This window comes from Pseudoalteromonas sp. RW-H-Ap-1 (assembly GCF_048318575.1).
Lineage (GTDB): Bacteria > Pseudomonadota > Gammaproteobacteria > Enterobacterales > Alteromonadaceae > Pseudoalteromonas.
In genome coordinates this window covers 194,204-220,098 of record NZ_CP166997.1, presented here as the reverse complement: position 1 = coordinate 220,098, position 25,895 = coordinate 194,204, and the positions used below count along the sequence as shown (strand labels likewise).

20 protein-coding genes and 1 pseudogene are annotated in these 25,895 nt (G+C 38.7%); 9 read left to right on the top strand and 12 right to left on the bottom strand.

The genetic code is table 11. The features are described from left to right. The first annotated feature begins 32 nt into the window (after window positions 1-32). From AB8618_RS17440 to AB8618_RS17425, 4 genes are all read left to right on the top strand, one after another. Window positions 33-689, top strand: a complete 657-nt coding sequence (locus AB8618_RS17440) for a hypothetical protein (RefSeq protein ID WP_409426003.1) — start codon at window positions 33-35, stop codon at window positions 687-689. Window positions 690-762: 73 nt separating this feature from the next. Then, the gene (locus AB8618_RS17435) at window positions 763-1,797 is read left to right on the top strand and encodes a hypothetical protein (RefSeq protein ID WP_409426002.1); all 1,035 of its coding nucleotides are present in this window, start codon (window positions 763-765) and stop codon (window positions 1,795-1,797) included. A gap of 75 nt (window positions 1,798-1,872) precedes the next feature. Beyond that, on the top strand, window positions 1,873-2,769 hold the full coding sequence (locus AB8618_RS17430; RefSeq protein WP_409426001.1) for a hypothetical protein: 897 nt from the start codon (window positions 1,873-1,875) through the stop codon (window positions 2,767-2,769). A 129-nt stretch (window positions 2,770-2,898) separates the two neighbouring features. Next, complete coding sequence (locus AB8618_RS17425) at window positions 2,899-3,252, top strand: hypothetical protein (RefSeq protein WP_409426000.1); 354 nt, start codon at window positions 2,899-2,901, stop codon at window positions 3,250-3,252. Between the two features lie 260 nt (window positions 3,253-3,512). Here the strand turns inward: AB8618_RS17425 and AB8618_RS17420 are convergent, their stop codons facing one another. Both AB8618_RS17420 and AB8618_RS17415 read right to left on the bottom strand, forming a co-directional pair. Beyond that, a complete protein-coding gene (locus AB8618_RS17420; RefSeq protein ID WP_413403348.1) occupies window positions 3,513-4,553 on the bottom strand; it encodes a methionine synthase in 1,041 nt (346 codons plus the stop codon). A gap of 31 nt (window positions 4,554-4,584) precedes the next feature. Next, the gene (locus AB8618_RS17415; RefSeq protein WP_413403346.1) at window positions 4,585-5,559 is read right to left on the bottom strand and encodes a DUF1852 domain-containing protein; all 975 of its coding nucleotides are present in this window, start codon (window positions 5,557-5,559) and stop codon (window positions 4,585-4,587) included. Between the two features lie 445 nt (window positions 5,560-6,004). Between AB8618_RS17415 and AB8618_RS17410 the strand changes: the two genes are divergently transcribed. Next, complete coding sequence (locus AB8618_RS17410) at window positions 6,005-6,814, top strand: sulfite exporter TauE/SafE family protein (protein ID WP_409425997.1); 810 nt, start codon at window positions 6,005-6,007, stop codon at window positions 6,812-6,814. Window positions 6,815-6,975: 161 nt separating this feature from the next. Here the strand turns inward: AB8618_RS17410 and nhaR are convergent, their stop codons facing one another. Next, window positions 6,976-7,869, bottom strand: coding sequence for a transcriptional activator NhaR (gene nhaR / locus AB8618_RS17405; RefSeq protein ID WP_409425996.1), 894 nt, complete (start codon window positions 7,867-7,869; stop codon window positions 6,976-6,978). A 109-nt stretch (window positions 7,870-7,978) separates the two neighbouring features. On the opposite strand from nhaR, the gene AB8618_RS17400 reads away from it, so the two are divergent. Together AB8618_RS17400 and AB8618_RS17395 are read left to right on the top strand one after the other, a co-directional pair. Further along, window positions 7,979-8,290, top strand: a complete 312-nt coding sequence (locus AB8618_RS17400) for a hypothetical protein (protein WP_198522557.1) — start codon at window positions 7,979-7,981, stop codon at window positions 8,288-8,290. 478 nt (window positions 8,291-8,768) lie between these two features. Next, window positions 8,769-9,644: an alpha/beta hydrolase gene (locus AB8618_RS17395; RefSeq protein ID WP_418157364.1), complete on the top strand. Its 876-nt coding sequence runs from the start codon at window positions 8,769-8,771 to the stop codon at window positions 9,642-9,644. Window positions 9,645-9,912: 268 nt separating this feature from the next. Here the strand turns inward: AB8618_RS17395 and AB8618_RS17390 are convergent, their stop codons facing one another. The 4 genes from AB8618_RS17390 to AB8618_RS17375 all read right to left on the bottom strand — a co-directional run bounded on the left by AB8618_RS17390 (window position 9,913) and on the right by AB8618_RS17375 (window position 14,425). Then, window positions 9,913-12,249 carry a S9 family peptidase gene (locus AB8618_RS17390; RefSeq protein ID WP_409425994.1) on the bottom strand — a complete coding sequence of 779 codons (2,337 nt, stop codon included), beginning with the start codon at window positions 12,247-12,249 and terminating at the stop codon, window positions 9,913-9,915. 141 nt (window positions 12,250-12,390) lie between these two features. Continuing rightward, window positions 12,391-13,191 (bottom strand): DODA-type extradiol aromatic ring-opening family dioxygenase, encoded by an 801-nt coding sequence (locus AB8618_RS17385; protein ID WP_409425993.1) that lies wholly within the window; start codon window positions 13,189-13,191, stop codon window positions 12,391-12,393. A 91-nt stretch (window positions 13,192-13,282) separates the two neighbouring features. Next, window positions 13,283-13,927 carry a thiopurine S-methyltransferase gene (gene tmpT, locus AB8618_RS17380; RefSeq protein ID WP_409425992.1) on the bottom strand — a complete coding sequence of 215 codons (645 nt, stop codon included), beginning with the start codon at window positions 13,925-13,927 and terminating at the stop codon, window positions 13,283-13,285. Between the two features lie 9 nt (window positions 13,928-13,936). Further along, entirely contained in the window at window positions 13,937-14,425 is a 489-nt protein-coding gene (locus AB8618_RS17375; protein WP_409425991.1) for a DUF2938 domain-containing protein, read from the bottom strand. Between the two features lie 98 nt (window positions 14,426-14,523). Between AB8618_RS17375 and AB8618_RS17370 the strand changes: the two are divergent. Then, a pseudogene (locus AB8618_RS17370) lies at window positions 14,524-15,413 on the top strand (LysR family transcriptional regulator). Here AB8618_RS17370 and AB8618_RS17365 read toward each other — a convergent pair. From AB8618_RS17365 to AB8618_RS17345, 5 genes are all read right to left on the bottom strand, one after another. Then, window positions 15,410-15,988, bottom strand: coding sequence for a DJ-1/PfpI family protein (locus AB8618_RS17365; protein WP_409425990.1), 579 nt, complete (start codon window positions 15,986-15,988; stop codon window positions 15,410-15,412). The pseudogene AB8618_RS17370 and the gene AB8618_RS17365 overlap by 4 nt on opposite strands. A 44-nt stretch (window positions 15,989-16,032) precedes the next feature. Beyond that, a complete protein-coding gene (gene rmuC / locus AB8618_RS17360; protein WP_413403337.1) occupies window positions 16,033-17,502 on the bottom strand; it encodes a DNA recombination protein RmuC in 1,470 nt (489 codons plus the stop codon). Between the two features lie 580 nt (window positions 17,503-18,082). Then, complete coding sequence (locus AB8618_RS17355) at window positions 18,083-21,229, bottom strand: DEAD/DEAH box helicase (RefSeq protein ID WP_010388794.1); 3,147 nt, start codon at window positions 21,227-21,229, stop codon at window positions 18,083-18,085. A 414-nt stretch (window positions 21,230-21,643) separates the two neighbouring features. After that, window positions 21,644-22,606, bottom strand: a complete 963-nt coding sequence (locus AB8618_RS17350) for a transcriptional regulator (protein WP_010388796.1) — start codon at window positions 22,604-22,606, stop codon at window positions 21,644-21,646. Between the two features lie 15 nt (window positions 22,607-22,621). Further along, window positions 22,622-23,860 carry an AAA family ATPase gene (locus AB8618_RS17345; protein ID WP_413403334.1) on the bottom strand — a complete coding sequence of 413 codons (1,239 nt, stop codon included), beginning with the start codon at window positions 23,858-23,860 and terminating at the stop codon, window positions 22,622-22,624. 770 nt (window positions 23,861-24,630) lie between these two features. Between AB8618_RS17345 and AB8618_RS17340 the strand changes: the two genes are divergently transcribed. Then, window positions 24,631-25,845 (top strand): hypothetical protein, encoded by a 1,215-nt coding sequence (locus AB8618_RS17340; RefSeq protein WP_013463357.1) that lies wholly within the window; start codon window positions 24,631-24,633, stop codon window positions 25,843-25,845. Window positions 25,846-25,895: the final 50 nt, after the last annotated feature.

The window sequence follows — 25,895 nt, the reverse complement described above, 5'->3', positions numbered from 1 at the left end:
CTTTAAACGGAACATAAAAGGATTTTAGAAAAATGATTAGTGACTTAAGTCTAAGTAAGAATGTTCAGTTTTATGAACTAAATAAAGCACTCACCAAAAAATCTATTGAAGATACATTTAAAGAGATCTCTAAAGAGCGTGTAGGAAATTACCTTTTTAACGAGCCTAAAATAAACTATACAACGGCCTCGGGTAATCAAGTCATATACTCTATTGTTTCATATAAAATAGAAGCAGAGCCTTCGTTTTTAGCCGGTACTTTGGTTAAAGAACAAAAATACGCTTATCTGTTATTAATAGAATGTGATGATGCTTTAGCTATTTTGAAAAAATATGTTGATTCACCTGATAAATACTTTTCTTCTTTTATAGACGAGTTTGATTATGAAAAATTCTGTCATTTTCACGGTGATAAAAAACCAGAGTATGAAAGAGTTACCATGAAAAACATGAGTATATCAAATGCTGTCATTAGATCCCGTTCATTAGAAGCTAAAAGCTTGAATGGTATTATCTCATCTAATTCGTCTAGCAGATCAATCCCAAGCAACTTTAGAATGAAAGTCGGAGAAGACTCATACACTCTAACACCAAGTACTTCTAGAGTTAGTCATAGGGATAAAAAATCAGCATTTGGTGGTCTAATCGACTGGGTTATTGAAATTAAAGAGGAAATAAAAAAACACTAATCAAAGTGAGTTTCTTAGTAATTTTGCCTCCCCTATCTGTTTGAAGGATATTATAGATTTAGGTCATCAAGTCGTGGCTATTCTCATAGATTTGACTGAAATAGAAACTAAGGTTTTAAATGGTGTAGCTGTTTTAAGTAAAGCTGATGGTATTCAATTGAATAGCGGGGAAATTAATAGGCTTTTTAATCAATTAAAATCTCCTATTTTAGTTGATGGTAATTTAATGAAGGTGAAAGGCTCCACTTTAGCGGGCAAAGTATCATATTCAAAAAACTTAATTACAATTAGAAATAAACTTCTTGATAGTATTTCAGTGACTGAGAATGGTTCTGATAGCTATTCTATAGGTAGGTATATAAATAAAGAAAAGCCATTTTCTGCTGTATTCGACTCACCAAATTATTCATATTATTCAAAGTCATGCTTTGAAGATAAACACTTAGTAAATAACATTCAGTCAATACTCAATATTTTTGATGATAGTTATAACTTTAATGGCATCCGTAGTGAGAAAGAAAAACCGCATGCAGCCAATTTAACTAGGTTTCCTGCTAACTCTCTATTTAGGAAAGTAGAAGATCAATATTGTGTATCCCATAATATTGTTATCTGTGATGATATGAATGACGAATGGTCTGATCATATTGCTATAGATAGTAATAGCGCTATTCCATCAATCTCTTTTATCCACTCTAAATTTACTAAGAAAGATACATATGGTGCTAGTGCTTTTCATGACGTAGTAGCTCAAGCACTAAAAAACATTGGCCGAACTCAAGCAGAAAAGCAACTGTTTAAGAATAAATATGATAATGAGTGGCACAAGAATTTTGAAAGCACCAATATTAGTAGGGTTACAGGTGCTCAGAATTGGCAAGATTTAGAAGTAGCTCTCGACGCTATAAATCAAAACCCTAACTCTATAAAAAAAATTGTACTTGCAACCCCTTTTCTAAGTAAGGCTAAATTAACAAGAGAATTAAACAAATTAGCTTTGGGTCAAAAATGTAAGCCACATTATGTGCAGTTAATCTGGCTTATAAATACGTTTATAAGTTCATGCAAAGATTTTGGAGTCCAAGCTCATATACTTTGTAAACCATAGCCAATTTGCGCCTCTGGCGCCGGAAGCAGCAAAGCTGCGCTGGTTATTGAGGTGTTATAACTACTAGTAGGAATTATGATTAAATTCACATTGATAGAAAACTCATTAGATTCCATAGAGCAGGGTTTGCAGTTTCTAACTAAAGCAGAAAATGATAAGTGTAACAGTGCATATAAACATGCGTTATTGTGTTTGTTTCAGGGAGCGGAGTTAATACTCAAAGAAGTTTTAGTATTAATCGATCCAATTACAATCTTTGATAAGAACTCACTTTTCAAGCATTGTGCAAGTCCACTTAATCCCACAATGGATGAACTGTATAAATGTAAGTCAATAGATATTCGTGGTATTGGTCAAGAACTACGAAAGCACTACCCTGTAGTTTTTTTAAAGAACAATATTAAAGTCTTGGATAGGTCTGCAATCGAACGAAATAAAATCCAACATTTTGCAATTGAAGTTTCACCTGAAGACCTAACAAAAAATCTGATTGAGCTTTATTTAAAAGTGATAAAGCCAGCGTTTGAAATAGTACAAGCAGGCTCTTATAATGTAGAGCAAAATGGGATAACTCTAGACACAATCAATGAAAGGGTCTTTAAGTTTGAAAATTCGTTTTTAAACGTAAAAATCGGAGAGGATTTTTATATCGGAATGTGCCCGTCCTGCGAGAAACATCATCACTTTATAATTTATGAAGGTGAATCTTACCCAATTTATACATACTGTATATCTTGTGATTATGAGCTCTCAGACATAAAGATATTATCCACGGAATACCATATTTGCCCAGAGTGTGGAGCACCTTCATTGGTTTACGACGAAACTAACCAAGCCGGAGTTTGTTTGTGGCGTAAATGCTACTACTGTCAGGAAGGTGGATTTGTTGACATGGAACCTTGTGATTCTTGCAGTGGTTATTTGATAGAAGGTCATTGTGAAAACTGCACTCTGGAGGAATCGTTGTTATGAAAAACAGTTTAAGAGGGATTCAGCACGCGTGGCATTTTTGGTATACGATGATTTCGCTGTTGAAGTGCCATCCAGATGCTTAGTCATTGCGTACTTCTCCCCAACTGAGCGCCATAAGATAAGAAATATATGCATCAGATTAAGCACTCAGCAAGTCCATATCTTTATAAGATTGTATTAGATAGTGAATATAAATTATCTGACGCGGACATAAATAAATTTAAGAAGAGGGCGAATCAAGGTGTCGCTGTTTATGGCTTCACTCCCAATATTATAATAATTTCTAATTCGCATTATGCATACTGGGACTCCATTTCATTGTTTGCAAAAGCTATGGACACAGGTAAGTTAGCTATTTGTAGTAATGATAATTTAGATGATGTTATTAAAAATATCTCTACTGAATTTGCACCTATTAATATAAAGCAGTTTGGTAAGAACAATATTATAGACTGCAATAAGTGGGTTACCTCCAAAGTTTAGTTTACAGCAAATAGCCATGGTGCCAGCTTATGCAATTGACACTTTCCACTCAATAAATAATACATAGCGCCTCGGTTAAATTTAATTAATAATTTTGGATTTCGTTATCTCCCAAACTAACACTCAACTAACTTAAGACCTAACTCCTAACACCTTTTGCCTTTAACCTCGTTGTGTAAACCCCCGTTACATTTTGATTAAAAAAGCCACACTTCAACATTTTTTAAGGTGTGGCTTTTTTCAGCAGCTGTAACTAAAAATTAAGCGACATTCGCTGCTAATAGCTCGTTACGTACTAGCTCTGCGCCTTTGCTAAGAGCGTTGAGTTTGCCGTTTGCGATGTCGCGCGGCAGGGGAGCCATGCCGCAGTTGGTGCAGGGGTAGAGTTTGTCGGCATCTACATATTTAAGTGCTTCGCGTAGGGTTTTGGCCACCTCTTCAGGGGTTTCTATGGTATTGGTGGCTACATCGATTGCGCCCACCATTATTTTTTTACCGCGCACCAGTTCGAGTAGCTCTATGGGTACATGTGAGTTTTGGCATTCGAGCGAAATAATATCAATATTCGATTTTTGCAGCTTAGGGAATACTTCTTCGTATTGTCGCCACTCGGTACCGAGGGTTTTCTTCCAATCGGTGTTGGCTTTAATGCCGTAGCCATAGCAAATATGCACGGCGGTTTCGCATTTTAGCCCCTCTATTGCTCGCTCTAGGCAGGCTATGCCCCAGTCGTTTACCTCGTCAAAAAATACGTTAAAAGCGGGTTCGTCAAATTGAATTATATCAACCCCTGCGGCTTCTAGCTCTTTGGCTTCTTGGTTGAGTATTTTAGCAAATTCCCATGCTAGTTTTTCACGGCTTTTATAGTGATCGTCATACAGGGTGTCGATCATGGTCATTGGCCCTGGCAGTGCCCATTTAATTGGTTGGCTGGTTTGCTGGCGTAAAAACTTGGCGTCTTCAACAAATACCGATTTAGTGCGAGACACAGGGCCAACCACTGTGGGTACGCTGGCGTCGTAACGGTCGCGAATTTTAACTGTTTTACGGTTTTCAAAATCAACGCCATTTAAGTGCTCAATAAAAGTGGTTACAAAGTGCTGGCGGGTTTGTTCGCCATCGCTGACTATATCTACGCCTGCGGTTTGTTGCTCGTGCAGGGAAATACGCAGGGCGTCGTGTTTGCCATCAACCAGCTCGCTACCTTTTAATTTCCACGGTGACCATAAGGTTTCGGGCTCAGCAAGCCATGACGGTTTTGGCAAGCTGCCTGCTGATGATGTAGGTAATAGTTTGTTCATAATAAATGCTGCCTTTAATTTTGTTGTGTGATTAAGCGATACTTGCTGAGAACTGCTGCAGTACTGACTGATAAGGCTTAATAAAGTGCTGCTCGGTAAATTTGCCTTGCTCAACCGCTAATTGACCTCGCTCTGCGCGGTCATACACAATTTGCGTTAACGAATGGTCGTCATTTTTTAGATTAGGTTTATAACGGCTACCAGCGGCGGCATTAGCGTTATAAATTTCTGGACGATAAATTTTTTGAAACGTTTCCATGGTGCTAATGGTGCTAATTAGCTCAAGGTTGCTGTAGTCGTTAAGTAGGTCACCAAAAAAGTAAAACGCTAACGGTGCAACGCTATTTGGTGGCATAAAGTAGCGCACTTGTAAGCCCATTTTTTTAAAATATTGCTCTGTTAACGACGACTCATTAGGCTGATACTCTACGCCTAAAATAGGGTGTAAGTTTTCGGTTTGCTGATAGGTTTTGTTATCAGACACGCTTAAACAAATAACCGGTGGCTTTTTAAAGTGCTGTTTATAGGTATTTGAGTTTACAAAGCATTTAAACAACTTGCCGTGTAAGTCACCAAAGTTATCGGGAATGCTAAATTGCGGTTTGCTTTTGTTATGCTCAAGCAATAACACGCTAAAGTCGTAGTCGCGCACATACGATGAAAAGTTATTACCCACCATGCCTTCAATTCGCTCGTTGGTTTGGTGGTCAATAATATTGGTTTTTAATACCTCAATTGACGGAAATGCCTGGCCACTGCCTGCAATGTCTAAATCGACCGAAATGATCTTGAGCTCAACCTCGTAACGATCCCCTTGTGGGTTATCCCAACTGGCCAATGCATTAAAGCGGTTGTTGATCATTTTTAGGGTATTACGCAGGTTTTGTTGGCGGCTTTCACCCCTTGCTAAATTAGCGAAGTTGGTCGTAATACGTGTGTTATTTGACGGATGGTAGTTTTCATCCAAGTTAGTGCTTTTAATCGTAAATGTAAGATCAGTGCTCATAGCCGTATCCTTTCAATTTGAGTTGTTACTGCTTTTATCAATGACACATTACTTGCTGTTAAAACCAAACTAACGGGATAACTGTAATGGTGCTGTGCAGAGTTAATAAATTTATACGCGGTATGTAGCATGAAGAAAAACGGTATTATTTCAGGTAAAACATGAGCCATATTCACTCTCTTACTAAGTTGAATGAATAAATTAGGCTAGTAGACGCTCCCACTCAGACAAAACCCGCTTTAGAAGTCTAGATTTCTAGATGTTTTTACGGGTATTGTAATTTATTCATACAAAACGTGAGTATTATTCAATGCTTATAGGCACTTAAAGTGCCATTTGCATAAACGGTTGTTGATATACTCGAATAAACTTAGGTGAGCTTAAGCACTTTATTAAGCAGTTCGCCGTCGCAGAACTTTCCACAACATAAGAAGAGACAAAAGGAATGAGTGATTTAATAGTGTTAATTATATACTGCGCCATATTAGGTAGCGGTGTTGGTTTTTTAGCAGGCTTATTAGGAATAGGGGGTGGGCTGGTGATTGTGCCCATACTCAGCATGATATTACTGCACTTTAATGCTTTGCCACCTGAACAAGTAGTGGTGGTTGCCATTGCGACCTCGCTGGCCTCTATTTTATTTACCTCGACCTCGTCGGCTATTGCGCATCATAAAAATGGTAATGTACCCTGGGATATTGCACCTTGGGTGATGGCAGGCGTTGCCTTTGGTGCGCTTATTAGTGGCTTTATGGCTGCGCTGTTACCTGAGCATGTAGTGCGTTTGGTGTTTGCTGTAAGCGTGGTGCTAATTGCACTTAAAATGATTTTTTCTGGTAAGAATGATTCAGCAATAGCACGCCCGTTACCAAACAAAGGGCTGCTGAGTGTTTATACGACCATAACCGGTGGCTTGTCTGCCATGATAGGTATTGGCGGCGGGGCAGTATTAGTGCCGTTACTGACGTTTTTTTCTGTTGATATGAAAAAAGCCATAGGCTGCGCCTCGGCCTCAGGCATTGTGATAGCCCTGTTTGGTTCAATGGGTTATATCAGCTCAGGCAGCCAGTTATTTAGCCTAAAACAAGGATTTGCAGGCTTTGTGTATTTGCCCGCTTTATTGGGTATTGTATGCACCTCATGGTTTACCGCACCACTCGGCGCTAAAGCCACCCATTATTTGCCAGTTTCAACCATAAAGAAAATATTTGCCGGCTTATTAATTGTAATGGCAATCAATATGTTTACTCGATAAGAGCATTTATATGAGCCTTAAAAAGACGCGGCATAAAGCCGCTGCTACCGTATTAGCTACTAGTAGCAGCGGGTTTATGCCGCGTAGAGGTTAAATAATAGCTTTTAGCCCCCGTAACCCGACGCCCGTACCCCGTCAATCTTAAGGCGATTAACTAAAATCTACGACATTTGCGCGTGCTTTATAAATTCGTCATAAATACTGTCTTTAATGAGCCTGTCGGGTGTAAACGCATAATAATGCTGATAAACATTATCTATTGTACCAATGTAATTAACGTCGTAATGGCGCTCTACTTCGGCTCTTACCAAAATAGGCGCAGGGAATATGCCAAACCCTTGCTCACCGAGCGACTTCATTAATGCGCTGTCGTCAACATGGCCTGCTATTGTCATTTCAATGTCTTGCTCTTGTAGCCAATAATAAATAGCACGTGCGACGGGGCTTTCTTTTGCGGGGAGTACTAAAGGTTTATTGTTTAAAGACTGCGGAAACTGCTTATGTAATTGAGAATGCCATGTTTTGTTACCAAAAAGAGCGATTTGGCTTTTGCCTATTTCATGGCAAAACGCCTTAAATGGCAAGGTAGTATCGAGTGGTTTATCGGCTAACACTAAGTCGAGCTTATGAATCGCCATTTGTGCCAGCAGCTCATTTTGTTGGCCGTCAATACAGTGTAAGTTTGTAATACGGTCGTTATTAATTAAAGGCGCTAGCCACTTCGACACCAATGATTTAGGCAACACATCTGAAATACCCACCTTTAACGTTCGTGAATAGTGCGTGGTATCACCTTGCGTGGTTTCTAGCCATTCGTGAGCAATAGCAAACATATCATTGGTGTATTGCTGGGTTACATGGCCAAATTCCGTTAACTGTAGGCCTCGGCCTTGGCGAACAAACAGTGGTTTTCCTAATCGTTGCTCTAAGTTAGTAATTTGCGAGCTGACCGTTTGCGGCGTTAAATTAAGTATTTTACTCGCCGCAGCAATACTGCCGTGCTTACTTACCTGCCAAAAATAATATAAATGATTGTAGTTGATGTTGGTAATCATTCGAAAATACCTGTTTTAAAGTAAGAAATAATCAGCTTTTTCCTTTGCCACTAAGTTAGTAGATTACAGTCATGCCTGCAACATAGTTACTATTAAAAGGTGTAATTGCATGAAGCTAAAACTTACAGTTAAAAACAAGATAATTAACGCAAGTGAAAAGATGTCGCTTTTGAAGTTGATAAAAAGCCAATTGGCAAAACATGCTTTAAATATTCGTAAAGTTGAGATTCAAATAAATGATCTTTCAAGTGAGCGCCACGGCACTTTGCAGCAATGTAAAATTAATATTCTTTTGCCTGGGCTACCCAGTATTAATGTAAATACAAAGGGAAGAAGTATGCTGCAAGCGATAAAGCGGGCACTTAAAAATTTACAACACATTCTCGTTAATAAGTATCAACCTTCGCAACCAAGCTCTTAATATCGCACTTGTAGTAGCAAGGATGCTACTTTTTTAATGCCTCTCTAATTCCAAGCTATGTTTAGTTTTAAACAATTCAATTATTACCATTGAGCCTTTAGCGCATTGCTATTGAGCGAAGCCGCCTTTCCCTTGTTGGGTTTCGTTACACTCTACCTAACCTTTGCTTTTTAAACCCTCGTACTATTTTGATTAAAAAGAGAGTGAAATTTCAGCCCCTAAATCCATAAAACTTAGATAAAAAAGTAACTCAAAGTCGTAACTAAGCACTAAATTTGGGTTTTTATTAATAAGCAAGTGTCTACCTAATGCCAAACAGATTTATTTACTTGAGAAAATTGAGGTGGATAGAAGATACTGTTAAGGTACTTTGAAATAATAAAAAATGCCTAACTAACGGCTAAAACCTCCTCCATCTCATAGGACGTTATCTGCTTAATTAAAGTGTTGATGTTCAAGTTTAACTAATGAAGCGAAAATGGAAAATTTCACCAAACTATTAGCAATTACACTTTATATATTTTCTTTGTCTGGCTGTACTTCAATTGGAAGTTACGTCATGTCAAACCCCGGTATCTATCTTTCTGAAGCACAGTTTATAAAAGCAAAACCTAGCGACATTGGCTTTAAAAAACAAAAATTTTGCTCTTTTAGCACCACTCAATGCATTACATATCTGACTGCTGAACCTTATCAAGCAGCCGAATTTTCGCAAGAGAGTTCTGTTTATTACAACCTTCATGCAACTGGTAATAATGTAGAAAATACAATTTCACACAGAATGACACCAGATACATTTAATCGTTTTGAAGGCACTGCTTTATTACTTCATGGTTATGGGGGCAGTAAAGAAGCAATGATGGCTTCAGCTATCTATTTTAGAGCGCTTGGTATGAACGTTATTATTCCAGATCTTTTTGGCCATGGTGAATCAACTGAAGCATTTGTATTTGCAACAAAAGAGCACGGCATTTTAAATGAACTGCTTGCTGAACCATTTTTAAATCAAACAAATAACCAGACTGTTGTAGTCGGCCATTCTATGGGAGCACTTACTGCAAGCAACTTATTATCATCAGAATATGTTGACGCTGCTATTTTACTTGCCCCAATGATGAGTTTTGAGGTTGCAGCTAAGGAGTACTTACCTTATAAATCGCCTTTGCTTAGTCATTTTTTTCATAGCGAGATTGATAATATTGTTAACCAAGCAATGTTTGAGGCAGGAGTAACCATTCAAGAAACAAATTTATTGCCTAAATTGTCTGAGACTAAAAAGCCTGTATTGTTAATTAACTCAGATGTTGACTCTCTATCCCCCCGGCTTACTTTTCATCTATACAAAATGAGTTAGTAAAAAAAATAACTTTTAATGCTCGCTCTCATTCAAGTTTAATGGTGTTTGATCGTGATGATGTTATCGAAATTGAAAAATGGCTAATAACATGGTGAGCCTTCGCTATTTTAGATGACATTGAGTGTATAAGTCATTTTTTATTATTGTTGGGTTTCGTTGCACTCTATCCAACTTACGCTTTGTAAACCCCCATTACATTTTGATTAAAAAAGCCGCACACTATTAATTAGTGTGCGGCTTTTAGTATTTTATTTTTTTAAAGCGATTACTTGTTTAGTAAGTGCTTTTCAAAAAAGTCAGCCATCATAGTATGGTAATGCAAAGTGGTGCCTTTGCCTTCGCGTAAGCTGTGTGAGCGGTTAGGGTATGAGAAAAACTCAAACTGCTTGTTATGCTTTACAAGCTCATCAATTAAGCGTTCTGAGCCTTGATAATGCACGTTATCATCGCCTGTGCCGTGAATAAGCAATAGCTTACCGGTTAGGTTTTTAGCAAAGGTAATCGGCGAGGTGTTATCGTAACTCTCAGGATCGGTATTTGGGTTGCCCGCATAACGTTCTTGGTAAATGGTGTCGTACAAACGAATGTCTGGCACGGGTGCTGAGGCAATACCCACTTTAAATTTATCACCATGGCGGAATAATAAGTTAAGGGTTGAACTACCGCCTCCTGAGTGTCCCCATACGCCAACGCGCTCGGTGTCTATTACATCCCAGCGTTTAGCCATGGCATCTAGCGCGTCTACTTGGTCTTGCACGGTAATTGAGCCAATTTTTTTATAAATCGATTTGCGCCAATCGCGGCCTTTTGGTGCACGTGTGCCACGGTTATCAACCGATGCCACAATAAACCCTTTTTGCGTTAACAACGATTTGTATAAGTAACTGTTGCCTTCCCAGCGGTCTTGCACGGTTGAGCCCCATGGTTCGCCGTATACGTAAAACACAATTGGGTATTTTTTACGTTTATCCATGTTCTCAGGGAACATAATGTAGCCGTCAAGCTCGGTACCATCTTGCGCGTTTACTTTAAAAAACTCATGCTTTGGTAAGTTTTGCTCAGCCAGTTTTTGTTTAAGCTCGTTGTTTTCAACTAAGGTCTTTACATTACTGTGATCGCTCACTTTAATGATCTCTTTAGTCGGTGGCATACCAAATTTTGAGTAAGTATGCATTGCCCACGAGGCATCTTTTGACATGTAATAGCTGTTTGAACCTTCAAACTCAGCAGGTGTTACCCGTACCGGTTTGCTGCTGCCATCAAGCGGTGTGCTGTATAAATAACGCTGACCAGGATCGTTTGGCGAGGCAATAAAATACATTACGTTTTTGTCTTCATTGATGGTAAGCATATCAATAATGTCGTAATCGCCTGGGGTTAGGTCGATAATAGTTTTGCCATCGCGCGATACACGATAAAGATGACGCCAACCGTCGCGTTCGCTATGCCAAATAAAAAACTCACCGTCTTTTGACCAGTTGGCTTTATAAAACCATTCGATAAACGCATCGTCTTTGTCTTCTAATATTTTGGTCAGTTGCTGCTTTTGCCAATCAAACAACCACACTTTGTTATGGCTTTGTGGACGGTTTAAATCTTGGATCATTAATTCATTACCGGTGCCAGCCCAGCTAATACGGGGAATATAACGGTCGCGATTATCGCCTTCAAGCTCAGCCCAACGGGTTTGTTTATCAGCAAGGCTTACCACACCAACACGCACGGCAGAGTTGGTTTCACCGGCCTTAGGATAAGGGAATTCTTTAAGGGTAGGGTACAGTTCGTCGGTGTTGTTGATCATAGTGAAAAACTTAACGTCACTGGTATCAAGCTGCCAATAGGCGATTGATTTGTTGTCGGGGCTCCAACGAAAACCATCGGCAATAGTAAACTCTTCTTCGTATACCCAATCAAAATTACCGTTAACTATGGTGGCGTTACCATCGGTTGTGAGCGCGGTTACATCGTTACTACCAACCGTTTGCATATAAATATTGTTGTCGCGTACGTAAGCCACTTTTGAGCTATCTGGCGAGAACTTAGCAAACATTAACTTAGTAGGCTCAACATCCAAGCCACCTAATTGCTGTAATTGGTTGGTTTCAAGGTTAAGTAACCAAAAATCCCCGCGGCTACGCGAACGCCAAACTTGCTCGCTGTTGGTAAATACCATCAGCCATTTACCGTCTTTTGACCACTGATAGCTTTCGATTGCAAATGGCTCGTCTGCGCCCTCTGGCAATAGCTTTTCAAACTCAACCAATACCTTACGGCCTGTGCCGTCAGCATTGTAAAATACAATGTCGTTGCCTTTTACGCCGTGCTCTTTCTCATCATCGGCGTTGTTATCGTCTGCTTTTTCTTTTTCGCTTTCGCGCTCTTCAAGTACGGTGTAGCCAGTGCCATCGTCTAGCCATTTAAAGTAAGTGCTACGCTGGGTTTTAAATTCTTTATCTTTATAAATTTGCGCTAGGCTTAATGGATTATTCACGGTACTCATCGCTGCATTATTGTTGGTTGTTATGCTGGTACTTGAACATGCTTGCAAGCCTAAGCCCGCAACAATGGCCAGTGCCAAGCCCGATGTTTTGATCAGATTCATTATTATTGTTCCTAGTCTTCGGTTAGAGCGCTTTCTAGATTAAGACGCTTATTACATTTACTGTAACAAAATAACACGCTAAATATCAGCACCTTTATCGCAGCTAAGAACGATTTAAACCCAAACCTAATAGCAGTTGTGTTATCGCCACAAATACATACTGGCTCGCTTATTGGCAATATTTAATTCAAATACCTCAGTACTTGAACACATAGCAGCGCCATAGCATACATGTAGCGGTAACAAGTGCTCTTCTCTGGGGTGATTAAAGCGTGCAGCTGGAGCTTGCTGCCATGCTAATAATTGCTGTTCACGCTGCTGCTCGGTTAATGTTTGATCTGCGATTGTGCTTACCAGCCAATTTTCAAATGCCTGATTTTTCTGGTTAACATCGCTTGATTGAGTAACACCAAAAGCGCGCATATTATGAAAGGTAAAGCCTGAGCCTATAATTAATAAGTTATCGTAATCAATACTTTGCAGCGCTTTACCAATTTGAATATGCATTAGCGGGTCGAGGCTTGGATGCAAGGATATTTGCACACAGGGAATATCGGCCTCTGGGTACATAATTTTTAACGGCACAAACATACCGTGATCAAAACCACGCTGTGAATCGAGTTTTGAGTTAATGTTGTGAGTTGTGAGCGCTTGCTGTACTAAATTGGCAAGCTGTGGCTCGCCAACACAAGGGTAAGTTAATTGATACGCCTGCTCAGGAAAACCGTAGTAATCGTAAATAAGCGGCGGTGAAGAGTGCGCCGTTATAGTAATTGGTTGAGCTTCCCAATGCGCGCTGACCATTAAAGTAGCAGAGGGCTTTGGGGTTTTAGCGGCAACGGTTTGTAAACATTCCACCATATCTCTATGGCTTGGCTCTCCTAGCAGCGGTAATGGACCGCCGCCATGAGATAAAAAGAAAACATTTGCTGGTTGCGGCATACTTAACCCTTAATTGTTCGATGTGGTTATTATAATGCATGCTCAAATCACAATTAACTAGCCACAAAAATGCACAGCTAAAGTGCAAATTCTAAGAAGCTCTAGCAGTCATCAACCAAACCACAATACTGGCAGGGGTAACACCTTTAATACCTTGGCTTAATTTTTCGCAGCTGAGCATTTTTAAGCTGTACTGCTTTGCATAAATACTCTGTACCTCTGCCGCAGGCACACTGTATGGCGTGCCACTACGTTGCGATTGGTCGTAAATACAGGTGATCAATAATTGCGGTGCAGCATCACTTAGGCTAATCAAGTGTTGAGCATATTGACTGCGAATAGTGTAGGGGAGTGCGACTAAGGCACCGCGATCATATATTACATCGACATGACCTAAATGCTCAACCGTTAAAGCAAACACATCACCGACCCAAATACAGATCCCCAGAGCCTGATACGCAGTAAGTAGACCATGTGTCGTTATTTTTGGCGTAAGTGCTAATTCATCAAACAGTTGTTGAACAGCAAGCTCACTAAGTTCTACACCCACAACTTGCATGCCCTTATTGAGCAAGTAGTGTATATCAACTGTTTTGCCACACAAAGGTACAAACACACGGCTATCTAGCGGTAAATTTAAGTTAGTAAAATAACGATCTAAACTCGGGTTTACATTATCGCCATGAAAGCCAACATCATTATTTTGCCAGCGCTTTAACCAATATTCTGCTTGCATAATAACCTCTCAAAAGAGTGACAGCGTTAATGCGCTTAGGTATAAACCCACACCAAATACTGCGTGCGATAAAGTGCTTTTAATTCTAGCTGTGATTGGCTTTGATGTTTTAGCCGCAGCAATACCTAGCCCAAGAGCTGGTTGCATCACAAAAAAAGGTATAACAACCGTTAGCACGCCAAAAAGTAGAGCAGGCATTAAGCTTGGCGCTGTTAACCAATGATTTGGCAACAATAGTATGAATATCAATGCAAAAATAACCCCTATGAAGTAATGGCTAAACCAACCAATTGCGCATTCATTAGGTTGTGCAGCGGTTTTACTAATAGCAAGGTGTTTCCACTTGCCGTAGCGCATTAAGCATAGCCAGCGTCCCACTATACAAAAGTTTAAAGAGTTAATACCAAACTTACTAAGTAGTAGCGCCCATACATCAAGTAATGCCGTAGCACCTATACCAATAATTATGACCGCCAACCAATCAATTGTTGAAAACATAATGTCACCCTTTGCTGAAAACTTAAGCACTATGATATACACTTACAAAAACGTTAAATACAAAGCTTTAATCAAACTTAAATTGCAAAAGTGGAATCATGTTAGACGATATAGTGTTGTTTGTGCACATAGTTCAACAAGGGGGCCTGTCTCAAGCTGGCGAGTATTTATCGCTCCCTGCAGCAACCGTTACAAGGCGATTACAACGCCTAGAGTCTCGACTGGGGCAAAAGCTGCTGCACCGCTCTGCACGCCAATTTACACTAACCCAGCAGGGAGAGGTTTATTACCAAAGCTACGCAAGTTTAGTTGAGCAGTTTGAACAAACCAGCCATCACCTCAATCAACAAAAAGAGCAACTAAGCGGCAAACTTAAAGTGCTTGCGCCGCTTAATATTTGCCATGGCTTTTTAAAGCCAATGTGGTTGTCGTTTACTAAAGAGTATCCTGATATCCAATTGGAACTTATTTTAAGCAATCAACTTGAAGACATAATTAAAAGCCAAGCCGACTTAGCATTAAGAATCGGCCCACAAGCGGATTCACTTTTGCAACAAAAAAACTCGGACAAGCAGATTCGATTTTGGTGGCTACCCCAATTTATTTAACCAATGCACCAGTGCTCACAGAACCAAGCGACCTTAAACAACACCGCTTAATTGGCACGACACTAAGAAATAAATGGCCACTCACTCACATTACTTCACGCGCAAGCTATACACACATGTGTCGATTTAGCAGTATTTATAACGATACTGGCTTTGTTAAATACCAAGTGGCTGATCATCAAGGAGTAGGCTTATTACCTAGATTTGAAATTATAAACGAGTTGGCAACCGGAGAGTTTGTAAGGGTGTTACCAAACTGGCAAAGCCATAATCGCGAAATCTTTGCGATTTGGCCAAGCGGTCGTTTACTTAGTAAAAAAGCGGTTTGTTTACGTGATTACATACATAATTTTATTCAGCAACAGTTTCCAGGCAGTTAACCATTTTTATGCCATCGGTATTCCATTTGCTTTGCTGTATGCTCAGCGTGTGATGGGCTTATTAACTGCGCAACTAATGCCAAGCTCATATCAACTCCCGCAGAAATACCTCCAGAGGTAATAAATTTACCTTGTGACACCCAACGCTTATTTGCAACTACGTTTAGGCTTGGGAACATAGCAGCAAGATCGGCTTGATCTTCCCAGTGCGTAGTCACCGTTAAGCCATCGAGTAAACCCGCTTTGGCCAATAAAAAAGCCCCTGTACACACCGAAGCAACGTGATTTGCAGAATCAGCCGCTTTTTTTACCCAGCTAATTACTTGAGACTTACTTAGCTCAACAGTATGAACACCACCAACCACAATAAGCAAGTCAATAACCGGATGATCGGCAAAACTGTAATGGGGGTTTACACTAAACCCTGCGCGGGCAATTACTGGCGCTGCATGTTCTGCTACAAAAAATACCTGCCAGTTATTATCTGCTAAGCGCTTTGCCGTGCTAAACACTTCAAATGGGCCTGAAAAATCCAGTACTTCGGCATCATCGTAAATATAAATCCCAATGTTCATAACGTGTTCTCCTTGGCTGCATCTAACATTAACGTTTAGCAAAATTATTCATCTAACTCTAATTGTGCTCGTTCAACGCTTTCTTTAGGCAATTCTTTTTGTACCGACACCCCTAATTCTTTAAACTCAGAAGCTTGTTTAATTAAGTTACCTTTACCCCGGTATAACTGAGAAAATGCTTTATCGTAGGTTTCTTTGGCTTTATCAAGCTGTTTACCCACGCCTTCCATACTGGTTAAAAAGCCGTTGAGCTTACTGTAAAAACGCTCAGCACGATTAGCCAGCTCTTTTGAATATTTAGTTTGCTCTTCAAAGCGCCATAACTGTTTAACAATATTTAAACTGGTTAATAGGGTAGTAGGGGTAGCAACCAAAATGTTTTTTTCGATTGCTTGCTGGTAAATGTCGCTTTGGTATTTAAGTGCTTCTACAAAGGCGGATTCTATGGGTACAAACATAATAACAACCTCAGGCGAGTTTATACCTGGTAAACGGTCATACGATTTACTGGCCAGCTCATTTATACGGGCAGTTACGGCATTTACATGCTCTTTAATCGCTTGTTGAGACTCAAGCTCTGTTTCGGCATTTACATAACGGGTATAGGCATTTAACGATGTTTTTGCATCAATCACTAAGTGTCGACCTTGAGGTAAATACACCACAACATCAGGGCGCAAACGGCCATCTTCGGTATTAAAAGACACTTCTCGCTTGTAATCGGTGCCAGCGCGCAGGCCTGCGCTATCAAGCACGTTTTCAAGCATTAACTCGCCCCAATTACCTTGGGTTTTCTTTTGCCCTTGTAAGGCATTGCTTAGCTTATCGGCCTGCTCGGTAATTGCTTGGCTTTTGGCTTGTAAATGTAAGAGCTCGGTTTTAAGTGCTGCACGTTGCTGTAAGTCTTCAACGTGAATAGACTCCATTTTATCTCTAAAGCCTTTTAGCTCACCTTGAACCGGCTTAAGTAACTGCTCTATGCTTTCTTGATTGAGGGTTTTAAATTTTTGCGACTTTTCTTCTAATATTTGGTTAGCTAAATTTTCAAATTCTTTTTTAAGTGTTTCTTTACTTTGCTCTATATGGGCGAGTTGTTCGCTAAAATGTTGCTGCTTTTGCTCAAGAGTAGTGCGTATATTATTTAGCTCTACATCGCGCAGGTTGTATTGCTCTCGCAAGGCGGTAAGCTCGGCTTCGGCTTTACGCCAATATTGATTATAAAGTTGGCTTTGTTTTTCTTGCTCGGTTAAACGGGTTTTAAAATGCTGCGACTGATCCCGTTGCTCTTGATGTGTAAGCCCTAATAAATCGTGCTCTTCAACCAATGCGGCATATTGGCTTTGCGTTTGCTCATGCTGGCTTTGTAATAGCATTAACTGTTGTTGCTGCTCATTTACTTGGCGCTTTATTTTTTTGCTTAATTGCATTGATACAACACCAAAAATAGCCATGCCTGTTAGAGCGCCAGCACTTACACTTAACCAATCTAAATGGGATAAAAACGAAGTAAACATAAAATAAACTTTTAAAATTTAGTGACATGCCATCATAACGAATAACGCTCTTTAGCAGTAGGGGTAACGCACTAAATTAAGCGCATAAAAAAAGCCAGCTATTAAAGCTGGCTCAATATTACTTAATCAGTAATCAAACAGGGAAATCAACATGAAACTTGTATAACAACACATCACTACAAGCATAATAGTAGACGCGCTCTGATTAAATTAGTTCAAAATAATTTTTAAAAAAGTTGAATTTAGAGCATAAAAAAAGCCAGCTAATAAAGCTGGCTCAATATTACTAAATTAGTAATCAAACAGGGAAATCAACATGAAACTTGTATAACAACATATCAACTACAAGCATATTAATAGACCCAGCTATTATTGATTAGTTCAAAAATATTTTAAAATAAAATAGTTTAAAATATTCAGGCAAAAAAAGCCAGCGCTGAACTGGCTGGCTTAATCATTACTATGTCTAGTAACTACTATATGGGATATCAACATGAAAACTTGGAGAAACTGCAATTTAACCAAGCTGTATTAATAGACGCCCACAATTCAAATAAGTTCAAAAAATTATTGTTAATTTTTAACTTTTAATTAAAGACAACATTTGTTGTTCATCAAACTGGGTAAAACTCATTGATTTTTCGGTAAATAATGCATCTACAAGCGCTTGTTTATCTTGCTGCATTTGAAACACCTTTTGTTCAATAGAGTTAGCCATAATCAATTTATACACAAATACCGGATTAGTTTGGCCAATACGATAAGCACGATCGGTCGCTTGCTTTTCAACTGCTGGATTCCACCAAGGATCAAAATGAATAACGGTATCGGCTTGGGTTAAATTAAGCCCTGTGCCACCTGCTTTTAAGCTAATTAAAAATACCGAAGTAGTGCCACTGGTAAATTCGTCTATCACTTTATCGCGATGGCGCGTTTGCCCTGTTAACATGCTAAATTTAATGTTAAGTGTATTCAAACGCTCAGCAATTAAATCAAGTGCAGAGGTAAACTGGCTGAATATAATCACCTTACGCCCAAGGCTGAGCATTAATGGTAAATGGCTTGATAACCATTCTAACTTAGCACTGGCTGCGTCGGTTTCTGGCTCAATCAGCTTAGGGTGACAACAAATTTGACGAAGTTTTAATAGTGCCTCTAAAAAAGCGAGTTTACTTTTTTGTACGCCTTGTTCGGCAAATAAATCAATGAGTTTTTCTTCAAGCGCGTGAGTTATACCTTGGTACATGTCTTTTTGTTTAGGCTCAAATTCAAACTCTTTAACAAGCTCCGTTTTTTGCGGTAGCTCTTGAGCCACTTGAGCTTTAGTACGGCGCAAAATAAACGGCATAATTAACGCTTTTAGTTGCTCTGCTCGCTCAATGTTACTCTCACGCTCAATAGGGCCTTGAAAGTGCTGCTTAAAGTGCGCCTGGGAACCTAATAGCGAAGGCATAGCAAAATCGAGTAACGACTTTAATTCAAATAAATTGTTCTCAATTGGGGTACCGCTTAAGCAAAGCTTAAAATCGGCATTCAAACGTTTAACTAACCGCGATACCTGTGCCGTATCATTTTTAATATACTGCGCTTCATCAAGAATAATGTTTTCAAAATACAGTGGCGAATAATAAGCAATATCACGTTTTAATAACGGATAGGTGGTTAATATACACTGTGCTTGTGCCAAGTGTTTCAACGCATCATTACGGTGTGCACCAAAAATAGTGGTGACTTTTAAGTTTTTAGCAAACTTGTTAATTTCGTTTTGCCAATTACTCACTAAGCTTGTTGGGCAAACAATAAGCGTAGGGCCAGCCTGCGGAGTATTATAAGAACTGGCTAAATAAGCAATCACCTGCAAAGTTTTACCCAAGCCCATATCGTCCGCTAAAATACCACCTAGCTGATTACGCTTTAAAAAGTTAAGCCAAGCTACGCCTTCTTGCTGGTATTCTCTAAGCACCACAGAATCGTGTAAGCCATGAATGGCGATATTGGGCGATAACAGCGCGTCATTGCTTAGCTCATCAAGGTAGCGCTCTAATGACGGATCATGTAGCTCAACATTAATGGCTGTGTGCTTAACTAACTCAGGTAAATATGAAAGTGGAATATTAAATTCGTCGCGCGTTTTAATAAACTCAAATCGCAATTTAAACTCAATTAATAAATTAAACGCAGCCTTATCTATAACTCCAAATTGACGGCCAACGGGATAGTAATAAAACAATTCGCTTTGACGATTTAACGATTCAAACAGTTTATTATTTACATTAAATAAGGTCGCCACTTTGGTATCGTTAAGCACAACTTTGCAATGCATTTGATGCCCAGCAGCTCTGTTTACATGCAAGGAAATTTGGTTTTTAGTATCGGCAATATTTATTTTGCTCATTGAGACTTGCCAGCCACGTTGCTTAAAGCTTGGTAACACCTCATGCGCTAACCAGTGTAAGTGAATAGCCGATTCCTGACTAAAAATAAACTCGCTGTGTAAACCCCCTTTACAAAAATCAAAGCCTAAGTTGACCAGCTCGTTGGTAACGGTGTTTTCAAATGCACTGTTTATTAGTTTTTCAGGCGCTGTACCTGCTAAATAGTTTTTATTTTTATACTTAAACGATAACGAAATAGCCATTACTGAGCCCGACATGCTGACTTTAAGTACGGCATTACTCAACGACTTAACAGGCATGCTTGGTGCATTAGTAGGATGGGGAATAACACCGGCACCAAAATTATCAGCAAGCTGCTTATAAATTCGATCAAAGTTTGTATCGTGAAGTGCTGGTATTGTTTGTAAATGAGCAATTTCGTCAGCACTGAGCGGCGTGCGAATGCGGCCTAGCTTATATTTATCTAAATCTAAGTAGATGGGCGGCGTAGTTTTAATTAATGCCCAATTAGGAATTTGATCTAGGTGAATTTTTAACTGGGTGACTTCTTTTTGTTTTTCCCAAACAAAATTTAGGGGTAAGCCAGGTTGCGCTTTTATAGGTACTCGCGAACGCTGTAAAAATAATCGTTCTGTAGCTAGTAACTGCTGCAGCGCGTTAAAGCCCCATTGACCTTTGAGTTCAATATTACCGACCGCATTTTGCGAGCGGATCCAGCTGTATAATCTAAAATCACTTTCTAGCAGGTCGCTAGGGGTTACAAAACTATTAAGCTGTTGCTCAGTTAAATTGCGACCTAATGCATAATTATTATTTTTATCGTAGTTGGCAATTTTAGGCGTTAAAAATACTTTATCGTTTTCAATATCTAATACAAACAGTAACACTTGTGATGGATGAGCTTGATCGGTGTTTTTAAGCGAGCTGAGTTCGCTAAACCAGTCATTAATAAAATAGTCTTCGCCGTATTCACCTGAGTGTTCAATTTTAAGTTTTAACAAAATTGCAGCCAAATGGCGGCATTTAGTTTTAACATTACAAGTACAGTGAGTGTCGACTGAATAGCCAGTTGGTAATTTACTGATCTCAATTCGTTGGTTAAACGCAATGCCCTTATCGCCTTGCACAGTAGAATCAACAACAGAAAAATCAGCATTATGTTCTAACCAACTTATTTGGCCGTTTTTATAATACGACTTACCTTTTGCTAACACCGCGGGTTTAAACAATTTTTTTATGAATCGCTCAGAAAGAGGAAACTGGGTAGCCTGCTCATTTTTAATTTCTTCAAAAATAGCCATTAAATCATTTTTTGATAAGTTAGCAGACATGTCACTCAAAGTATTAAAATTTAAAAACAATTTTTCCAGTATATGCCTTATCAACGCTGAGCTAAAGCAATATTATTTTTAAAATAAACTGGTTGGATCTGATTGGTTAGTAAAAAATTGGTTTATAAGGATTGTTTAATTTTACTCACTAAAAAAAGGCGTTTAAATTACAAAATAAAAACAATAAATTAACTTAACAGGGAGGTTTTGCTAGGAGTAGATCAGGTTTTTACTAACAAGGTAGCAATTTAATCAAATAGAGCAGGTTTAGTTAGTAAAAATACGATCCTTAGTAGTTTATCGGGCTTTTTTTGCTTTTTATCACCACGGAAGATCAGATTTTTACTAACTAATTAAGAGGGCTAGATCACTATTTAACTAACCTACCCCCTTTACAGATCACGATATTACTAACTAATTAAAAGCACTTAATAGTTTAGTCAGTTGTTCTAAGCGCTTGTCTGTCATCACTTTATTATTAATTTTTATTGAAACGTCACCACTTTTAAGGTTACGTTGCACACTAATAAAGTCGTTTTCAAGCACAGCCTCACGCTTTAATGCTGTTTTAGGCTCTGCGGTTAATAGTTTAGTGATCAGCATAGCGCGCTTGTCGTCGGCTTCTAAGGCATTAACTTCATCATTGCTTGCAAGTGCTACAACTAACTCGTTAAATGCAACCTCGTCTCGCTCCTTTGCGTTAATCAGCTTTTTAGCGACTTCTCTACCAACATGATTAGCTGTTGGGTAAAGAGCTATAACATCGGCAGATATTTGCTCATACGCTTTAATAGCATCCGCAATGGCGGTATGCGATACCCCTTCAATAACGGCAATCTCGCGGTACGATCCTTTTTTGCCTTGTTGAATGAGTTCGTTTCGAGTTTGCTGATACGCTTGACCTAACTCCCAAAGACTTGGAGCAATGTATTGATCCGAAGAAACTGCTAACACTTTGGCATCTTGCTCATTAAAATCACTTGAACTCAAAACAAGATAATCTGCACCAGCCAAAATACAGGCTTTGCGACGTCTTGAGCCTGCAAGAACAAGACTCATATCCCCTTGATCCCAAAGCAGGGCGGGGTGCTGATTACGTCCATCTTCTTTAATTGCAGGAAGTATATCGGATACCGACTTTTCGTTTAAAAGCGCTTGTACACGGCGATTTTTACCATAAACCTGAGTCGATTTTTCAATCTCGTTATGAGCAATCACTTTACAAACCAATGTGATTTCGCGATTAGGATCGCTTGGCGCAGGCATACGAATAACATCGCCTGCATTAGCTTGCTCTAAAAGAGCGTCTAAACTGCTACTGCCGACAGCGGTTGCAAAGGGATCTAAGCGGGTGTCATTTTTACGTTTTTTAGCCATTTTTAGTCAACATCCTTACTTAGGCGTATTTAATTTTGATTGTGTAGATTGCCAATTTGAACGAATTAGCATTTCGAGTTCGTCAACAACATCTTTGATATTTTCTTGTGCGCGCATTAACGATTCTCTACTCGCTAAACTGTCAGACGCTTTTTGATCAAAAATAGTATTAAACGAGGATGAACTCGCAGTAATTGCTGAGCTGTGATTAATAGGGTAGCTCATGACTTGGCGACCAAAGGCGCTTCTTACGTCTTTAACTATGTCACGTTGTGAGTGATTACCTTTTACATAATTGGTAACCAAAAATTGCATAAAGTCCCAACCATCGTGACCAAGAGCTGCAACGGTATGATAAATCTCACCTAAACGTTTTAAATATTTATTATTAGCATCAAAGTCTACCGCTTCAGGATGAACTGGTATAAGCATCGCTGTAGAAGCCATTAATGCATTATAAAACATAAAGTTAAGGGTAGGCGCTGTATCAATTAGTAAAATATCAAATTCATCTTTTACTGGCTCGATAACACGCTCTAACAGCTTATGGTAATGGCGAGTTTGCTCATAGTTTGAGGTGTCTTTAAGCAAGGTTGCAGTTTCATGTTCAAAATAAAAATCATCCATACCTGAGGGTAAAATACGAATATTAGGAATATGAGTTGGTAAAAAAGAGTTTGAAACAAATTCAGGCCAGGTTTCACCTTCTTCAAGATCAATGCAGTCACGCATTAAATCACCAACAGTAATTGGATCGGGCTCAGAAGATGGGAAAAAGCTAGATGATGACCCCTGCGGATCTAAATCGATAATACCAATTCGGTAACGCTTGATGTTAGTAGTGGCAAGTGCTGCAGCAATATTAACCATGCTCGTTGTTTTACCACAACCACCTTTTAGTGAATTAATAACAATAACTTGGAGTTTGTCTGTTGGTGCACGATGATCGGGTTTTATATCCATTATATCGGCCATGGCAAAAATATTAACCAACGTATAAGCGTAATGACCGTTTGCACCGCGCTTTATGTTTAAATCGTCAAAATCACCATTGTCATGGCGTCTTTTTAAGGTACGATTATTACAACCAAGTAAATCAGCAGCGGCTTTTTGGGTGTAGGTTCTTAATTCTTTTTCTTCAGATTTAAGATGGGCGCGGTAATGTTGAATACGTCCTTCTAGTGATTTTTCAGCAACTTCTGCGGTTGCTTTCAAAAGTCGGTAGGTATCTAGCGCATTATTATTGATAGACATACTTTATTCCTCAAAGTTAGGCGTTTAGTATAATGTCCATTCAATTAGCTGTAAACAACTATTTAAGGCGACATGCATTTTAAATACATGACATATAAAATAATTTTACGCCTTTAATATTGCTTAGTATAAATAAAGAAGTTTAAGTATGGTTAAATATATAAGGTATTAAAGGCTAAGGCCTTAAAATATACATATAACATTATGATTTATATAAACAATGTTAAAAAAACTGGATCAGCATTGTACGTGGTTAAGATCAGATCCTTATCTACTAGCAGATCACCTTTTTACTAAGCAAATATTTAGCAGCTTAGTTACGCACAGGTTAAGCACTGAGTTACTCACAAAATAGATGCTGTAGATCATGTTTTTACTAAGTAAATTATAAAGTTATGCACCCACCATCAGGAATAATAAGCGGTTTAATTAGTATAGATCTGATCTGTAGTAAGTACAGATCAGATCTATGCTAACTGGAACTAAACTTATCCACAGGCCTCTCATTTTTACTGTCATTTGTCGTGCTAAATTTAAAAAAAACACTTTGCAATGGACAAATTTATTCTTCAGTTAGTAAAAATTCGGTTTATTAAAGCCTAGTTAGTAAAAACCTGATCTGAAATCTCATGTTTTAACTTTTTCTTAGTAAAATATTGATCTGTGCATTTTATTTGAAGTCAGATCACTTTTATACTAACTTAAACATTTAACTTTTGTGGCTTTATGTGTTGTTATTAGCTGTCACAATAAAAACGGAAATAAAAACCATGAGCCGAAAGGTCAACATCTCGGTAGATAACTTGCCCGATACACTTAGGGGCCAAATTCACGGGGTGGAAAGTGCAATTGATAACGAAAGCTTAGCACTATTTACAGATAATAAAGATGTGCGAATTTCGATAGAAAATGCAGCCCATGGGTTACGCGCTTACTCTAACACATTTAACCATTATGATCTGTGGGGACGCTTTGTTCGCTCAGGACATAAAAAGCTGCCACTTGAAGAAGCCCCTAAAAAAACCATTATTACACGTAAGATATCTGAAAAAGTAGACGGTATTTTATACGATGGTGAAATTAAAATAACACCGGCTGTGGTAAGTACTCGTAAAGATGGTGAAGACGTAGAATACTTAGTTTGGCCATCAGATAGAGAAGAAAAAGTTGAGCGTGCACTTATTCGCCTTGCTTCAAAAGGTAAAATAGTAAAAATTAATTTTAAGTCCGGTATTCAATATGCCGTTGTGTTTTCTATGAACGAATTAGCACAAGAACTTAAAGCGGTAGGTCAATCTATGCCTTATCCGCAAATTAAAGAATCGCTTGAAGCATTGCAAGGTTCAAAACTTTCATTTAAATATTCTGCTACTGACACTAAAAACTCAGATATTGATGATTCGTTCTACGAGTCGAACATGAACTTTTTATCGTCTTTACACTTTAGTGGTAAAAAAGGCCAAGGCGGAAATGTTAAATGTGTAGCGTGTTTAAATGCGTTTGTTCATAACATGATCGATAACCTTGAATATAAAGGTTATTATTTTAATAGTGCTCAAGAGTTAAAGCGCGGATTATCGCGTTGGATGATGCTACGTTTATATCATTTATGGCGCTATGCTGCCCCAGGAAAAACATACCATTTTAGACTGTTGTCTATTATGGAAAAATATGGCTCTATCTATTCAACTGATGATATTACCGAAAATAAATTAAAAGCACTGCGCCGTGATATGACTACCACGATGAAAGATTTAATAGAAAAAGGAGCAATATCTGAGTACAGCATTACGAATGTAAAAGATGATAAAACAGGTAATATTGTAGATTACACTTATGAAATGCACCCATCTGATCAGTTTTGTGATGAGATACTGGCATTAAATAAACATAACAAACGGATAGAGATACAAGGTGGTAAACGCATTGTTGAAAATGCAGTATTAATTGATGAAGATAAGCTGGAAGAAATTGTAGAAAAATAATTATATTAATTTTTACCAGTAGTTATATTAAAGGCCACAGTAAGTGGCCT

What these genes read in the sequence shown, in the direction of transcription:
- nhaR (WP_409425996.1), bottom strand. Translation starts at nt 7,869, where the DNA reads ATGATTACCAACATCAACTACAATCATTTATATTATTTTTGGCAGGTA.
- AB8618_RS17375 (WP_409425991.1), bottom strand. Translation starts at nt 14,425, where the DNA reads ATGTTTTCAACAATTGATTGGTTGGCGGTCATAATTATTGGTATAGGT.
- AB8618_RS17440 (WP_409426003.1), top strand. Translation starts at nt 33, where the DNA reads ATGATTAGTGACTTAAGTCTAAGTAAGAATGTTCAGTTTTATGAACTA.
- rmuC (WP_413403337.1), bottom strand. Translation starts at nt 17,502, where the DNA reads ATGTTTACTTCGTTTTTATCCCATTTAGATTGGTTAAGTGTAAGTGCT.
- AB8618_RS17390 (WP_409425994.1), bottom strand. Translation starts at nt 12,249, where the DNA reads ATGAATCTGATCAAAACATCGGGCTTGGCACTGGCCATTGTTGCGGGC.
- AB8618_RS17395 (WP_418157364.1), top strand. Translation starts at nt 8,769, where the DNA reads ATGGAAAATTTCACCAAACTATTAGCAATTACACTTTATATATTTTCT.
- AB8618_RS17430 (WP_409426001.1), top strand. Translation starts at nt 1,873, where the DNA reads ATGATTAAATTCACATTGATAGAAAACTCATTAGATTCCATAGAGCAG.
- AB8618_RS17415 (WP_413403346.1), bottom strand. Translation starts at nt 5,559, where the DNA reads ATGAGCACTGATCTTACATTTACGATTAAAAGCACTAACTTGGATGAA.
- AB8618_RS17340 (WP_013463357.1), top strand. Translation starts at nt 24,631, where the DNA reads ATGAGCCGAAAGGTCAACATCTCGGTAGATAACTTGCCCGATACACTT.
- AB8618_RS17425 (WP_409426000.1), top strand. Translation starts at nt 2,899, where the DNA reads ATGCATCAGATTAAGCACTCAGCAAGTCCATATCTTTATAAGATTGTA.
- AB8618_RS17410 (WP_409425997.1), top strand. Translation starts at nt 6,005, where the DNA reads ATGAGTGATTTAATAGTGTTAATTATATACTGCGCCATATTAGGTAGC.
- AB8618_RS17420 (WP_413403348.1), bottom strand. Translation starts at nt 4,553, where the DNA reads ATGAACAAACTATTACCTACATCATCAGCAGGCAGCTTGCCAAAACCG.
- AB8618_RS17350 (WP_010388796.1), bottom strand. Translation starts at nt 22,606, where the DNA reads ATGGCTAAAAAACGTAAAAATGACACCCGCTTAGATCCCTTTGCAACC.
- tmpT (WP_409425992.1), bottom strand. Translation starts at nt 13,927, where the DNA reads ATGCAAGCAGAATATTGGTTAAAGCGCTGGCAAAATAATGATGTTGGC.
- AB8618_RS17400 (WP_198522557.1), top strand. Translation starts at nt 7,979, where the DNA reads ATGAAGCTAAAACTTACAGTTAAAAACAAGATAATTAACGCAAGTGAA.
- AB8618_RS17345 (WP_413403334.1), bottom strand. Translation starts at nt 23,860, where the DNA reads ATGTCTATCAATAATAATGCGCTAGATACCTACCGACTTTTGAAAGCA.
- AB8618_RS17365 (WP_409425990.1), bottom strand. Translation starts at nt 15,988, where the DNA reads ATGAACATTGGGATTTATATTTACGATGATGCCGAAGTACTGGATTTT.
- AB8618_RS17355 (WP_010388794.1), bottom strand. Translation starts at nt 21,229, where the DNA reads ATGTCTGCTAACTTATCAAAAAATGATTTAATGGCTATTTTTGAAGAA.
- AB8618_RS17385 (WP_409425993.1), bottom strand. Translation starts at nt 13,191, where the DNA reads ATGCCGCAACCAGCAAATGTTTTCTTTTTATCTCATGGCGGCGGTCCA.